Source organism: Longimicrobiaceae bacterium, assembly GCA_035696245.1.
Taxonomy (GTDB): domain Bacteria; phylum Gemmatimonadota; class Gemmatimonadetes; order Longimicrobiales; family Longimicrobiaceae; genus DASRQW01.
Genome location: DASRQW010000421.1, coordinates 1 through 12,712 on the forward strand (window position 1 = coordinate 1; position 12,712 = coordinate 12,712).

15 protein-coding genes and 1 pseudogene are annotated in these 12,712 nt (G+C 71.3%); 6 read left to right on the plus strand and 10 right to left on the minus strand.

Annotation, left to right across the window (positions count from 1 at the left end):
- Positions 1-206 precede the first annotated feature (206 nt).
- From VFE05_18805 to VFE05_18840, 8 genes and pseudogenes are all read right to left on the minus strand, one after another.
- Positions 207-950, minus strand: a pseudogene (locus tag VFE05_18805) (fructosamine kinase family protein).
- Between the two features lie 171 nt (positions 951-1,121).
- On the minus strand, positions 1,122-1,613 hold the full coding sequence (locus VFE05_18810; protein ID HET6232132.1) for a low molecular weight protein-tyrosine-phosphatase: 492 nt from the start codon (positions 1,611-1,613) through the stop codon (positions 1,122-1,124).
- 31 nt (positions 1,614-1,644) lie between these two features.
- Positions 1,645-2,172 (minus strand): type II toxin-antitoxin system YhaV family toxin, encoded by a 528-nt coding sequence (locus tag VFE05_18815; protein HET6232133.1) that lies wholly within the window; start codon positions 2,170-2,172, stop codon positions 1,645-1,647.
- Entirely contained in the window at positions 2,150-2,494 is a 345-nt protein-coding gene (locus VFE05_18820) for a type II toxin-antitoxin system PrlF family antitoxin (protein HET6232134.1), read from the minus strand. Before VFE05_18820 ends, VFE05_18815 begins: the two co-directional genes overlap by 23 nt.
- Positions 2,491-2,958 (minus strand): hypothetical protein, encoded by a 468-nt coding sequence (locus tag VFE05_18825; GenBank protein HET6232135.1) that lies wholly within the window; start codon positions 2,956-2,958, stop codon positions 2,491-2,493. The genes VFE05_18820 and VFE05_18825 overlap by 4 nt, the downstream gene beginning before the upstream one ends.
- A gap of 172 nt (positions 2,959-3,130) precedes the next feature.
- On the minus strand, positions 3,131-3,370 hold the full coding sequence (locus VFE05_18830) for a hypothetical protein (GenBank protein HET6232136.1): 240 nt from the start codon (positions 3,368-3,370) through the stop codon (positions 3,131-3,133).
- A 237-nt stretch (positions 3,371-3,607) separates the two neighbouring features.
- Positions 3,608-4,918: a hypothetical protein gene (locus VFE05_18835; GenBank protein ID HET6232137.1), complete on the minus strand. Its 1,311-nt coding sequence runs from the start codon at positions 4,916-4,918 to the stop codon at positions 3,608-3,610.
- A gap of 73 nt (positions 4,919-4,991) precedes the next feature.
- On the minus strand, positions 4,992-5,675 hold the full coding sequence (locus tag VFE05_18840) for a hypothetical protein (GenBank protein ID HET6232138.1): 684 nt from the start codon (positions 5,673-5,675) through the stop codon (positions 4,992-4,994).
- A 610-nt stretch (positions 5,676-6,285) separates the two neighbouring features.
- Here VFE05_18840 and VFE05_18845 point away from each other — a divergent pair.
- Both VFE05_18845 and VFE05_18850 read left to right on the plus strand, forming a co-directional pair.
- Complete coding sequence (locus VFE05_18845) at positions 6,286-6,681, plus strand: hypothetical protein (protein ID HET6232139.1); 396 nt, start codon at positions 6,286-6,288, stop codon at positions 6,679-6,681.
- Positions 6,678-6,890 carry a hypothetical protein gene (locus VFE05_18850; GenBank protein HET6232140.1) on the plus strand — a complete coding sequence of 71 codons (213 nt, stop codon included), beginning with the start codon at positions 6,678-6,680 and terminating at the stop codon, positions 6,888-6,890. The genes VFE05_18845 and VFE05_18850 overlap by 4 nt, the downstream gene beginning before the upstream one ends.
- A 64-nt stretch (positions 6,891-6,954) precedes the next feature.
- Here VFE05_18850 and VFE05_18855 read toward each other — a convergent pair whose 3' ends face one another.
- Positions 6,955-8,397: a hypothetical protein gene (locus VFE05_18855; protein HET6232141.1), complete on the minus strand. Its 1,443-nt coding sequence runs from the start codon at positions 8,395-8,397 to the stop codon at positions 6,955-6,957.
- Between the two features lie 353 nt (positions 8,398-8,750).
- Here VFE05_18855 and trxA point away from each other — a divergent pair, with 353 nt between their 5' ends.
- Together trxA and VFE05_18865 are read left to right on the plus strand one after the other, a co-directional pair.
- Positions 8,751-9,200, plus strand: coding sequence for a thioredoxin (trxA, locus tag VFE05_18860; GenBank protein ID HET6232142.1), 450 nt, complete (start codon positions 8,751-8,753; stop codon positions 9,198-9,200).
- A complete protein-coding gene (locus VFE05_18865; protein ID HET6232143.1) occupies positions 9,193-10,206 on the plus strand; it encodes a beta-ketoacyl-ACP synthase 3 in 1,014 nt (337 codons plus the stop codon). The genes trxA and VFE05_18865 overlap by 8 nt, the downstream gene beginning before the upstream one ends.
- A 244-nt stretch (positions 10,207-10,450) precedes the next feature.
- Here VFE05_18865 and VFE05_18870 read toward each other — a convergent pair whose 3' ends face one another.
- The gene (locus VFE05_18870) at positions 10,451-11,260 is read right to left on the minus strand and encodes an SDR family NAD(P)-dependent oxidoreductase (protein HET6232144.1); all 810 of its coding nucleotides are present in this window, start codon (positions 11,258-11,260) and stop codon (positions 10,451-10,453) included.
- Between the two features lie 383 nt (positions 11,261-11,643).
- Here VFE05_18870 and VFE05_18875 point away from each other — a divergent pair, with 383 nt between their 5' ends.
- Both VFE05_18875 and VFE05_18880 read left to right on the plus strand, forming a co-directional pair.
- On the plus strand, positions 11,644-11,799 hold the full coding sequence (locus VFE05_18875; GenBank protein HET6232145.1) for a hypothetical protein: 156 nt from the start codon (positions 11,644-11,646) through the stop codon (positions 11,797-11,799).
- Between the two features lie 366 nt (positions 11,800-12,165).
- A partial coding sequence (locus VFE05_18880) for a hypothetical protein (GenBank protein ID HET6232146.1) occupies positions 12,166-12,712 on the plus strand: 547 nt, incomplete at its 3' end.

Genomic DNA, 12,712 nt, shown 5'->3' on the forward strand with positions numbered 1-12,712 from the left:
GCGCGGGATGCGCGGGATGCGCGGGATGCGCGGGATGCGCGGGATGCGCGGGATGCGCGGGATGCGCGGGATGCGCGGGATGCGCGGGATGGTAGCACACGCCGAAGCGTGCGCCAGATCATCGTGCGCCGACAATCCCCCGCCACGACAACCGCCAAGCAGTACGTCCCCTCTCCCACGCAGTTTGTGGGAGAGGGTGGCGGCTCTCAGGCCGCCGGGTGAGGGCCCAACAGCCTCGCCGCCTGCTGGACGTACGATCCCCCGAACAAGTTCACGTGCACCATCACGTAGTACAGCTGGTAGATGGGCCGCCGCTCGCGCTCGTAGCCGGGCGCCAGCGGCCACGCCTCGCGATACGCCGCCTGGAATCGCGCGTCGAACCCGCCGAAGAGGTCCGCCATCGCCAGGTCGGCCTCGCGGTGGCCGCGGTACACGGCGGGGTCGATGAGCGCGGGCCCATCCGCCGCCGCGAGGACGTTTCCGCTCCACAGGTCGCCGTGCAGCAGCGACGGCCCGTCGGCCTCCGCCGGCGCGAGCGCGTCCGGAAGGCGGGCGAAGAGCGCGTCCCACTGTGCTGCGCTACCCGGCATCCGCCCAACGTCGCGGGCGCGGCGTAGCTGCGGCTCCAGGCGCCGCTCGCGCCAGAACTCCGCCCAGGACGGCGCAGTGCGGTTCTCCTGCGGCAGCGAGCCGATGAAGTTGTCCTCCTCCCATCCCCAGCCGCCCGTTCCCACGCGGTGCAGCGCCGCCAGCCCGCGCCCCACCCGCTCCCCGAAGTCCGCGCCTCGCGGCCCGCGCTCCAACCACTCCAGCGCCAGCCATGCCGGCCCGCCCCGCCCGTCCGAATCCTCCGCGTCGTGACACACATCTCCCGAATCGCATACCGCCAGCACTTCCGGCACGCGAACGTCCGCCGCCGCAGCGCGCAACGCGGCCAGCCCCCGCCCCCTCCGCGGCGAAGAATCCGGGTGGCGCGGTGGCGTTGTGCTTCACGAACACGAACCCGCTGTCGAATCCCAGCCGCCACGCGACGTTGATGTCGCCGCCGCCCACCGCCTGCACGCTCCGCAGCGCCCCGAACCGAGCCTCGACACCGGCGCGGACCGCATCCGGCGGGCGGATCACGCCAGGCCCTCCTCCGCGACGACGTGCTCCAGCAGCGCCGCGCACGACCGCTCCACGATGTCGTGCACGTCGTCGAAGCCGCGGGGGCCGCCGTAGTACGGATCCGGCACGTCCAGCCCGCTCCGCTCCGGATCCCACTCGCGCAGCCGGTGCACGCGCGCCGTGCCGCCCGTACGCGCACGCAGCGCCTCGATCTCGGCCAGGTTCTCGGCGTCCATCGCGATCACCCAGCCGAACGAGCGCAGGTCCTGCTCGCCAAGCTGGCGGCTGCGCCCCGTCACCTCCACGCCACGCCGCCGCGCCGTCTCCGCGCTCCGCCTGTCCGGCGCCGCGCCGCGGTGGTAGCCGGACGTGCCCGCGGAATCGACCTGAAAGCGCGAACTCAGCCCCCGTCGCTCCACCTGCTGCCGGAACACCGCCTCCGCCAACGGCGACCGGCAGATGTTGCCCAGGCACACGAACAGCACGCGAACGGGGTCGGGAGTCATCTGCCTGGAGAAGTTCGGGCGGGCCGATGGATCAGGGTGGCGCATCGCCGACGGACGGGAGCCCCAACCCGGCGCACTCGCGGAGCAGGGCGTCGAAGTCGGAAGGCGGCGAACCTCGCTCCAGCATCCGCCGGAAGACGTTGTACGGGTCGTTTCGGTCGCCTTCCTTCCGCAGCCCTGCCTCTGAGTTGATCCACACGTACACGACCATGCGGTCTGCCGAGCGGAAGCGGAAGAAAAGCCTGAAACGTTGGTGGAACTTGGCTCGGAACCAGCCACGATGGGCTTCGCCGAGCGTGTTGCCCTGGCGGAAGTCGGGGTTGGCGGGGTCGCGGGGCACGTCGGCGGTGACGAGGCGGAAGAGGGTGGCGAGCAGCTTCGACTTGGGATGCGAGCCGTACCCCTCCGGGTCCTTGGACCGAAGCTGCGCAACCTCGGCGACGAGGCCGTCGAACTGGCGCTGGAACTCCGTCCACGCCAGCAGCCACCAGCCGTTCGCGCGCGGCGGAGGCGGGTCCATCGCCGCGAAGACGCGGTCAATCGATCGAGGCGCCGTCACCCAGATCCTCGTTCGGATCGACGTACAGATGGCCCACCAGCTCGCGTGCGCGCTCGAGCGAGCCCGGCGACAGCGGTCGCATCCGCTCGGGCGAGGCAGCGATCTCTGCCTCGAGGAAGGCGAGGTACGCGCCCAGAATGGGATCGTCCTCTTCGGCCGCCGGGACCGCGTCGGGAAGCGTGCGCACCAGCAGGCATCCGGGACCGATGTAATCCGCGGAAAGCCGCCCGGTGGCGAACTCCGGATGCGTCCGGAACAGCGACTTCTCGAAGGCCATCGCCTGCGAGTTGCCGGACTTCGTGGCCCTGCCATTGTAGGTCATCTCAAGCTCCTTGAGAGTGTACGCACAAACGTGCGCACAAAACGCCCCGTGGTCAAGACGGCAACACGTCCGCGCACGAGGCAGGCTCGCGTGGCGGCCCTCTCCTCGACCGGGCGAACGGGGCGCGGACGAGATGCGCGAGCACCATCACCGACGACATCATCCCCCAGGATCATGCAGACGAAGCCGATTCCCATCACCACCACCGACGGCGTGCTGCTGAGCGGCCATCGATCCGAGAGCGTGATTCCGAGCGCGGCGATGCCGAACAGCACGCCGGCACACACTGCCGCGACGAACGCCGCGAGCAGACGGTCCTGCCACGTCATCCGGCCGTCCGCGCCGGTCGGGGCGACGCCGTGGCGCTTCACCAGCGCGCGGACCAGCGGATTCCGGCTACGCTGCATCACGGGCAGGAGCGCCCGGTAAACGATTGCCCAGCCTGTGGCTCCGGGGAAGATCATCTTCGATTCGGGAATGCGGTGAGCAGGATCGGTCGATGGCGTTCGTGGCGACGTGCCAGGTCAGCCATGATCAGGCATCGGGTGAATCAGCCGGCGATGAACGAGCTGCCGGACACCGATCAGCCGGGATCTGGCTCAATCAAAGGACCGGCGGCCGTCGGCAGCCCAGGGGTCACGGCTGCTTCGCGGCGGAGTCGGCGGGTTCACCGGCGGCCTCGGCAGCGGCGGCGCGCATGCGGTCCTCGGACGCCTGCATGGCCTTGCCCGCGTCGTCGGCGGCCTGGCGTGTGGGCTCCACACGCGCCTTGATCGGGTTCGCGGGCGGCGCGGCGGGCTTCTCCGGCTGCGGCTTGCACGCGGCCAGCAGCCCCACGGCGCACACGGAGACGAGCGCGTGACGGATGCTCATCATCTACCTCGTTAAATGGGAAGACGGTAATCGGAAGATGCGCATCCATGCCCGGCCGACGGGGAATCGGTCGGCAGTGAGGCCATGGACGGCATCGGCAGGATGCGCGGATTGTAGAACGCGATGCGTGCGCTGACAACCCGGCGGCAGAAAAGAAGACGGGGCAGGCATCGCTGCCCGCCCCGTCCTTTATCGTACGTCTACCAGACCCGGTCGAGGAGCGCCGGGGGGCGGCGGTGCCTACTTGGTCGGCGGGAAGACCGACATCGCCGGGACGGCCTCGCGGTCGGCGCCGTTGCCCTGGCCGTTGAAGCTGGCGTTGCCGTCCAGCATGCCGCTGCGGCCCACGAGCTGGGCGGCGAGCACGGTCTGGATCACGGCGGTGATGTTGTTGGCCGTCTCGTTACCCGCGCCGCCTTCCGCGCCGTTGCCGGAGATGGTGACCATGCGGGCCTGCGCCAGCGCGTCGGCGATCACCGGCGCGATCTGCGGCAGCATCTCGATCTGGCGGTAGCGGAAGTAGCTCTCGCCGCCCGCCTGGATGGCCGTGTTCACCTTGGCGATGCTCTCGGCCGTGGCCTGCGCGACGGTGGTGATGCGGATGGCCTCGGCCTGCGACTGGGCCTGCGCCTCGATGCGCAGCTTCTCGGCGTCGGCCTTGGCCTGCGCGATCTGCGTGGCGCCCAGCTCGGCCATGCGCTGCTTGGCGAGCGCCTCCTGCGTCTTGGCCGCGGCCTCGGCGATGAGCGCGGCGTTCGAAGCCTTGGTCTGCTCCAGCTCGCGCTGGCGGTCCGAGATCACGCGCTCGGCCTCGAGCGTGGCTTCCTTTGCGCGGCGCGTCTGCTGCGCGGCCACGATGTCGGCGTTGGCCTGCGCCTCGGCGGCGCTCTGGCGGCGGCGGGCCTCGGCGACCTCGCTCTGCACGACCTTGATGTTGAGCGAGTTGAAGATCAGGCCCAGGTCGGTGAGCTCGCGCGAGCACGCCTTGCGGATGATCACCGCCAGCGGGTCGTCGTCGTCCTCGGCCGCCACCATCACGCTGGTCTGCGGGATGGCGAGCGCCATGGCCGCGGCCTTCGACGGCGCCGTCTTGGCCGAGAAGAGCTGGTCGTGCGTGAGCAGGTTGATGGCGCGGCGCGCGGACGACGACAGCAGGTCGATGAGGATGTTGATCTGCTCCTCGTTCGGCTTGCTGAAGAAACGGTTCGCGGCCGTCTTGATGAGCTGGTCGGTGTCGCCCACGGAGACGATGGCGCTGGCGAGGACGCGCACCTTGATGGGCTGCGGCGTGCCGGTCTCGTCGAGGTCCGCCGTCTGGTCGGTGATGTCCAGGTCCACGTTGATGGCGCGGCTGCTCAGCGTGGTGCCGGTCGTGAGCAGCGGCATCTCCTTGCTCTTGCCCGGCCCGCGGTACGTGACCGTGCCCCCGGTGAGCCAGCTCACCATGCGGATCTCGCCCGCTTCCACGTTCCGGAGCAGCTTGCTCATGATGAGCGGGAACAAGATGAACAGGGCGAAGAAGATCGCCACCGCCACTACGATGATGTTCATTCGGTTCTCCTCGGCCGGGGGGCCGGTGGGGGAAAGGATCGGCAGACGACGAGCGGGCGCCGGACGGCGCGGCTCACGTGCCGAGGTGTGAGACCGTGCAGCGGTTGCGGGCGGGGTCCACCGCCTCGATCAGGACGCGGTCTCCCGCCCTGACGCGCACCCCCGCCTCGCGGTCCGCGGGCTGGAGGGTGCCCAGCACCTGCGTGATCTGCCCGTTCAGCTCGATGGACACGATGCCCTGCCCGTTGCGGTCGAACGAGGTGACGGCGTGCGCGGTGTCCATCACCGCCGTCTCCAGCGACAGCGCGGGCTTGGACGCGAAGCCCATCAGGAAGTTCCACATGCGGCTCACCACCAGCCGCTCCAGCGCCACGCCGCCCGCCAGCGCCGCGCCGAAGAGCAGCGGCTCGCCCAGGTACGGCCGGGCCAGCAGGCCGGTCGCGCCCAGCCCCAGCAGCACGCTGGAGAAGACGCGCGGTGAGAGCAGCCCCACGAGCATGCCCGCGAACCGGTCCGCGCCGCCGTGGTCCTGGTGGCCCTGCCCGCCGTGGCCGTGGTCGTGGCCCGCGTGGCCGTGCCCGGCGTGTGCGTGGGCGATGGCATGCCCGCCCGCATGGCCGCCGTGCAGCGACACGTCGCCAACGTCGTGGCCGTGGGCGCCCGCGTGGCCGTGCCCGTGACCGTGTCCGATGCCGCCGAACGCCATGAAGGCGAGCCCGGCGAAGCCCATCAGCATCAAGACGAGGTAGATGTCCATCCGAGTGTTCGCTCCGGAGCGAGGTGCGCGGCGTGTAACCCGATGCGCGCGAGAGATCTACGGAAGTGACCGCGGGGAGTTTCAGGAGCGGGCCGCCGCCGGATGAGGGGAGCCGGCGGGCAGATGTACAATATAGCCGATCCGGCGCCGCGCGTCTTCCCCCAAGTGGCGCAGTCGGCCTCCCAAGGGTACGCCGAAAGCCAACACGAGCGTGACGGGAAGACGGGCAGGCGTTGCAGCGCAACAATTTACCGGGGGAACTTCTGTCGTCAACCCTGACGTTCCCGAGCTTCGGAGGCGGGAGCCTGCGAATCTACCGAGTCGTCGTGGACGGGGTCACGCAGTCGATGCAGCGCCGCGAAGCGTTGGCAGACGATGGTGAAGGAGGGCCGACGTTCGTCTTCTGCCGAATCCACCCATCGGCGCTTCCGCTATGACGTTCGTCGACGAAGACGCAGATCCCCGCATAAAACACAATGTGCCTCAAGAGTCCGTCTGGCAAGTAGATAGGCGCTTCCGGGAACGTGACTTGCAACCGCATCCCATCCCCGTTTCCACGGCCTGGTCGCGCGGCGGGGACGGATCGCCAACCGGAACCGAGGAGGAACGGATGGATCGCTACGGAAGCGACTACGAGGGCCGGATGTGGAGCACCCACAGCGCGGGAAATGACCGCGGCTGGTTCGGCGGGGGCGGGTACGACCGCGACTTCGGCGGGCGCGGCGCATACGGCGGGAACGGCATGCGCGGACCGAAGCCCGCCTGCCAGGAGCACTACGGCATGGACGCGGGCGAAGCCCGGCGCGGCATGTACGACCGCGACTTCCAGGGCGGGCGCGGCAGCTACGGCGGCCAGGGCGGCTGGGAGCGCTCGTACGGGGGCGGCTACTCCGGGCAGGGCGGCCCCCGGCAGAGCTACATGGCCGGCAACGGCTACGGCGGAGCCGGGCGCGGCATAGGCGGCTACGACCGCGAGATGCGCGGCGGCCAGGGGGGCACGGGATGAACCGCGGCGGCCGGGGGATGCAGGGCGGCCGCAACGGCATGCAGGGCACGGGTATGCACGGCGGCGGCGGGACCGTGGACACGGGCGGGTACGGCGGATACGGCAACGCCGGGACGCGCTTCCGCAGCGGCAACGCGGGCGGCGTGCAGCCGGGCGAGTACTTCCGCGGCTACGGCCACGGCTCCGGGGGATACGAGCCCTCCTGGTGACGCCGGAGCGATCAGGCCGAACGGGCGCCTTTCCCACGAGGGAGAGCGCCCGTTCTCGCTTCGATTACTCGCCGCCGGGCTTCGGCTTCTTCCGCCGCGAGGGCCGGATGTCCTCCGCGGGCTTGGGAGGACGCTCGTCGTCGAAGAGCCCTGCGTCGTCGGGTTTCGGCGCGCGGCGCTTGGCGGCGGGCGGGACGGGAACCTTGGGGAAGATGACCGCCGCCGTGTCGTCCGCGAGGGAGCGGAAGACGGCGCGGCCGCTGCGCTTGAGCACCGCCATCGCACCCCGCACCTCGTCCGCGACGAGGTCCGTGTCGGCGAGGGCGATCAGGATGGCGCGGAACGGCACCGTGCGCCCGGCGAACCGTGCGGCGACGACATCCGCGACGGCGGCGACGTCCACCGGCTGCGGAGCCGCGGCCGGAGGCGCGACGACGTCGGCCGAGAAGAGCTCCAGGACTTCGGACTCCGCGGCGGGCCGTGGGATCCGTGCGGCACGGGTGCCTGCGCGGTCGGGTGCCGAATCATGGACCGAGGCGGCACGTAGCACGCCGTTCATCGCCAGCGTTCGCGCGGGGTCTGGCGCGAGCTGGAAGAGGTGGAGCAGCGCGGCGGGTTCCGCATCTCCCGAAGCTCCAGCATCTCCCGAAGCTGCGGCATCTTCCGACGCTGCCGGGGGATGCAGGGCGAACGGCCGGACCGTGCGGCCGGGGCCGATGGTGCGCAGGCGGTCGCGGTAGCGGTCTAGGATGCGCTGCTCGGCGGCGGCGGGGCCCGCGGTGCGCTCGGCCTCGCGCCAGACGCCCAGCCACTCGTGGCGCGCGTCGCCCATCAGTGCGGAGTAGCCGTCCACGATGCGGCGGGCGTACGCGGGGAGATCGGCCAGAGGGGTGCCGCCGAAGCGCGCCTGCTTGTGCAGGTCCGCATGCGGGAAGGCGACGAGCAGCTCCGCATCTCCCGACTCCGCCAGCGTACGCACCAGGCCCCACGGCAGCCGGCGCGGAGAGGGCGGCGCGAGCAGGCAGAGCGCGTCGGTCGCGGAAGATGCGAGCCGCGCCACGTCTTCCGCCACGTCCGCGAAGTCGGCCTCCACCAGGGCGACCTCGCCCGGTGCGGCGGATTCCAGGCCGCGCATCTCCCGGACCGGCGTGCCCGCGGCCTCCAGCGCCTCACGGATGGCCTGGACGTGCGCGGGGTCCTCCTCGACCAGCACGACGCGCAGGTGCAGCGGGTGGCGCGGCCCGCCCTCGCTCGCAACGGCCTCCGCGAGCGCGGAGACGGCGGCGAGTGCACGCGCGCACGACTGGCCGCGCGTGGCGAGCGGGCCGGCGAGCGCGGAGCACGCAAACGCGTCCACGTACAGGAGATGGTGCTCCGGCGCGGGCGCGTCCGCATCTTCCGGCTTGGGGAGCGGGCGGCGCGCGGCGAGGCGCACCCACTCCGCCAGGTAGCCGGGGAGCAGGGCGCGCAGCAGGTCTTCGGAGGTGGAGAGGTGCGCGCCGGTCACGCGGAACGGTGAGGAGGGGGCCCGCCGCGGACGCCTTCGCCCGCCGCAAGCCCCAAAGAAAGCAGGAGCGGCAGCGCGACGAAACCCCGGCGGCCCCAGTGGACGCGCGGCGTCCGCAGAGCGGGCCCGCGCCGCAGCGCCCCGCGCCGCCCGGTTTCGCCCGAAGCTGGACAGAAGTGCCTCACGCGGAGGCGCGGAGACCGCGGAGAACAAACCGCTTCTCCGGCGTTCTCCGCGGCTCCGCGTGAGATTGCCGTCCGTCGTGCCGGTCGAGGCCGGTACGGGCCTTGCGCGCCGCGTGCGCGGGTCCGGCGGGACGTCCGCGGGCAACGCGTCACGACACGGGAGGGAAGATGCAGGCGACGGAGAGCCGGAAGGCGACGGTGCGATGCGCGTCGTGCGGCAAGCTGAACCGCGTGGACGTGGCCCGCGCGAAGGACCGGCCCAAGTGCGGCCACTGCGGCAAGCCCATCGCGCTGGACCGCCCGCTCGTGCTGGGCGACGCGGACTTCGACCGCCTGGTGGCAGATGCGCAGGTGCCCGTGCTGGTCGACTTCTACGCCGACTGGTGCGGGCCGTGCAAGATCATGGCGCCGGTGCTGGACCAGTTCGCGCGCGACCGGGCGGGCGGGCTGCTGGTCGCCAAGGTCGACACGGACGCGAACCCCGTGGTGTCGCGGCGGTTCGGCATCAGCTCCATTCCCACGCTCATCCTCTTCCGCGGCGGGCGCGAGGCGGGCCGCGAGCTGGGCGCCATCCCCCGGCCGCGGCTGGACGCGCTGGTGGGGCCGCCGCTTGCCTGACGCCCCGCGCGAGCCCACGCACGTGGCCGGCACCGGCGGCTACGTGCCCGCGGGCGTGCTGGGCAACGCGGAGGTGGCGGCGAGCGCGGGCGTGACCGAGGAGTGGATCGTGCGCCGCACGGGGATCCGCGAGCGCCGCATCGCCGCGCCGGACGAGGGCGCCGCGGCGATGGCGGGCCACGCGGCCGCGCGGGCGCTGGAGAGCGCGGGGATGGAGGCGCGGGAGCTGGGCCTGGTCCTCGTCGCCACGTCCACGCCGGACCACCTGACGCCGCCCACCGCGTGCGAGCTGCAAGCCACGCTGGGGGCCGGGCGCGCCGCCTGCTTCGACATCGAAGCGGGCTTCGCGGGCTGGGTCTACGCGCTGATCACGGCCGATGCCCTGCTCCGCGCGGGCCTCGCCGGCCACGCGCTCGTCGTGGGAGTCGAGAAGCTGTCCACGGTCACGGACCGTTCCGACCCGGCGACGGGGCCGCTGTTCGGCGACGGTGCGGGCGCGGTGGTGCTGTCGCGCGGGGCGGGGCTGCTGGCGGTGCGCTCCACGTCGTGGTGGGCCGACGGGCGCCTGGCGGACGCCCTGGTGCGGCCCGCGGGGGGCGCGCTCCAGCCGTTCGACCGGCGGGTGCTGGAGGAGCGCAGCCACCTGCTGCGGATGGAGGGCACGCGGCTGTTCAAGGCATCCGTGCGCACGATGGCGGCGCAGGCCGCAGCGGCGCTGGAGGGCGCCGGGATCTCCGTCGCCGACCTGGGGCTCGTCGTCCCGCACCAGGCCAACCTGCGCATCATCGAGAGCCTGGGCCGCGAGATGGACCTGCCGCCCGGGCTCGCCTTCGTCAACATCGGCCGCTACGGCAACACCGGCGCGGCCACCATCCCCCTCGCCTTCGACGAAGCCGTCCGCGCGGGCCGCACGGCGGACGGGCGCCCCACGCTGCTCGTCAGCTTCGGCGCGGGCGCCACGGCAGGCGCGGTGGTGCTGGGAGATGCGCGGCCTGGAATGCCGTAGCGCGCATCGAGAAGACGAAATGCGGGAGAATCGGTGCGGCCTGTATCGCCCTGGCGGCTAAAGCCGCGGGCTACGACGGCACGAAGCCCACCGCCGTGGGCTGCTACCGATGGTCGAATCGCTTCGGTGAGACTCCGCGAAGGCAAGTCGATCTACCCGAATTCCGTATAAGACGGGAGATGCGCAGCCAGCCGCGCATCTCCCGTCTTTCACACCGCGCCGGACGCCGCGCCGGACGCCGGCGCTACCGCCCGCGCATCTGGGCCGCGGCCTGGCGCTCGAACTCGCCGACGTCTTCGAAGTAGCGGCGGGCGATGGGCGGGTGCGCGGGGTTGGTGTAGATCTCCGCCACCGGGTTCGCGATCACGCCGGCGATGATCTCTGCGACCTCCTCGGGCGTCTGCGGCTGCATGGCGCCGTGCGGGGGCGGGGGCGGCCCGCCGGGTGACGCGCCCACCGCGTTCGCGGCGAACTCGGTGGTGACGATGCCGGGCATCACCAGCGTGACGTGGATGCCGGGGTGCCTGGCTGCCAAGTCCACCCGCAGGTTGGCGGTGAGCGCGTTCAGCGCCGCCTTCGCCGCGTTGTACGCGGAGCGGATGGTGGCGACGGGCACGCGCCCCAGGAACGACGACACGTTCACCAGCTGCCCCGCCCCGCGCTCCACGAAGTGCGGCACGATGGCCTGCATGCCGTATAGCGCGGACTTCACGTTGACCTCCATCATCCGGTCCACGTCGTCGTCCGTCAGCTCCAGCACGGAGCGGCTGATGCCCTGCCCCGCGTTGTTGACCCACACGTCCACGCCGCCGAACGCCTCGATGGCGCGGTCGCGCAGCCGCTCCACGTCCGCGCGCTTGGTCACGTCCGTCGGGACGGCGAGGACGCCGGCCGCGCCCGCATCGCGCACCTCGCCGGCCACGCGCTCCAGCTCCGCCTCGCGGCGGGCGGCCAGGACCACGCGGTGCCCCTGGCCGCCCAGGTGCCGCGCGAGCGCCGCCCCGATCCCGCCGCTCGCGCCCGTAATCACCACCACCTTGCTCGCATCCGCCATCGCTCGTCTCTCCCGTCAGGTCGTCGTTGCCCACCTCGCGCCGCCACACCGCATCCCCCGCGCCGCAGTGCGCACTCGAGGGCGCTCGTCTACCCGCGAGGAGGTGGAGCACGATCTGGATCGGAGGCCAGATGTCCGGTAGCTGCGAGTGATCGAATAATGTGACGCATTCAGTTCGATTGATCCGTGTTGGGAAGAGATGACGGCGCTGCTCATCCTCTTCGTCCGGCCGACCCTTTCTGAACTCAGATCGGCATCATCAGGGATGACACGGGACACGGAATCGGTCTGGAAAGGTGTTGACAGATACCTTCTCCGGATGTCATCCTCAGCCGTACTCGCGGATTCGCATCCGCCACGGCCATCTCGCACCGGAGACACGCATGAAGAAGCTGAAGCTGGACATGGAGACGCTGGACGTCACCTCGTTCGAGACCACGAAGGAAGGCGAGAGCCTGCGCGGCACCGTGCAGGGCCAGTACTACACGCCGGACGTTCTGAAGGACTTCGCGAAGTCGTGGCTGGAAGCCTGCGTCTGAGCACGGGGCGGCGGCGTAGACCGCAGCCACGTAGATGATCGGCGAGGAGGCCGGGTTCCCGTGGAGGAGCCCGGCCTTCTCTCTTGGGACTCCAGGAGAAATCGGGGGCGCACCACATCTCCGCCACAAAATGGAGTTCGTCGTCGCGTCGGATCGCCTCGCCCGGCAAACCGTTATCGCATCAACACGTTGGGCAGCGACTCTGCCGGAGCCGGACGGTCTGCGACGCGTGCGGGTAGCACAGGCGGTGTCCGGGGGGCTTTACGGTAAGACGTGGCCGGCGTAGTCTGTTTACCCGGTTCAACGTCTCCGCATGCTCGTACGCAAGGCGCGAGGCATGGCCTTCCACACCGCTCCCCACCGCCAATGTCCATCGCAGACGCAACCGTAGCGAACGGCCTCACGCCCAGCGAGCTGGTCCTCTTCTTCGCGGACCAGTTCGCGCCGAAGGGAAGCATGACCCAGGGGAAGGAAGATCTGCTGCTGGGAGAAGGCAACGTCGCCGTGAACCCGCTGTCCGAGACGCTGGTGACGGTTGCGCTGCTCTGGCTGCGGCAGGCGGGCGCCGCGAAGCTGGAGCACCGGTCCAAGAAGGCGCTCTTCGGCCTGATGACCAAGCAGATCGTGGAGGTCCAGCGCGCCGGCACCCCGGCGGCCGCCCCGCGCCCGAACACGCTGGAGGCGCTGCTGCTGAACGCGCTGCCGTCGCACCCCACCGAGGTGCACACCTTCGTGTACGAATTCCTGCGCGAGGACATGAGTTGGCCGCAGCAGTTCCTGGTCGACCTGGTGAAGACCGGCGTGGCCGACACGGGCCTGATCCGCCTGGAGAAGGTGAAGAAGATGATGATCTTCACCTCCACCAAGGCCGTGCTGGGCGAGGGTGCGCGCGAGGCCATCGCCGGGCGCGGCG

Excerpts from the sequence above, each read along its gene's own strand:
- VFE05_18810 (HET6232132.1), bottom strand. The coding sequence starts at position 1,613 with ATGACTCCCGACCCCGTTCGCGTGCTGTTCGTGTGCCTGGGCAACATC.
- VFE05_18820 (HET6232134.1), bottom strand. The coding sequence starts at position 2,494 with ATGACCTACAATGGCAGGGCCACGAAGTCCGGCAACTCGCAGGCGATG.
- VFE05_18825 (HET6232135.1), bottom strand. The coding sequence starts at position 2,958 with ATGATCTTCCCCGGAGCCACAGGCTGGGCAATCGTTTACCGGGCGCTC.
- VFE05_18830 (HET6232136.1), bottom strand. The coding sequence starts at position 3,370 with ATGATGAGCATCCGTCACGCGCTCGTCTCCGTGTGCGCCGTGGGGCTG.
- VFE05_18835 (HET6232137.1), bottom strand. The coding sequence starts at position 4,918 with ATGAACATCATCGTAGTGGCGGTGGCGATCTTCTTCGCCCTGTTCATC.
- VFE05_18840 (HET6232138.1), bottom strand. The coding sequence starts at position 5,675 with ATGGACATCTACCTCGTCTTGATGCTGATGGGCTTCGCCGGGCTCGCC.
- VFE05_18845 (HET6232139.1), top strand. The coding sequence starts at position 6,286 with ATGGATCGCTACGGAAGCGACTACGAGGGCCGGATGTGGAGCACCCAC.
- VFE05_18850 (HET6232140.1), top strand. The coding sequence starts at position 6,678 with ATGAACCGCGGCGGCCGGGGGATGCAGGGCGGCCGCAACGGCATGCAG.
- trxA (HET6232142.1), top strand. The coding sequence starts at position 8,751 with ATGCAGGCGACGGAGAGCCGGAAGGCGACGGTGCGATGCGCGTCGTGC.
- VFE05_18870 (HET6232144.1), bottom strand. The coding sequence starts at position 11,260 with ATGGCGGATGCGAGCAAGGTGGTGGTGATTACGGGCGCGAGCGGCGGG.
- VFE05_18875 (HET6232145.1), top strand. The coding sequence starts at position 11,644 with ATGAAGAAGCTGAAGCTGGACATGGAGACGCTGGACGTCACCTCGTTC.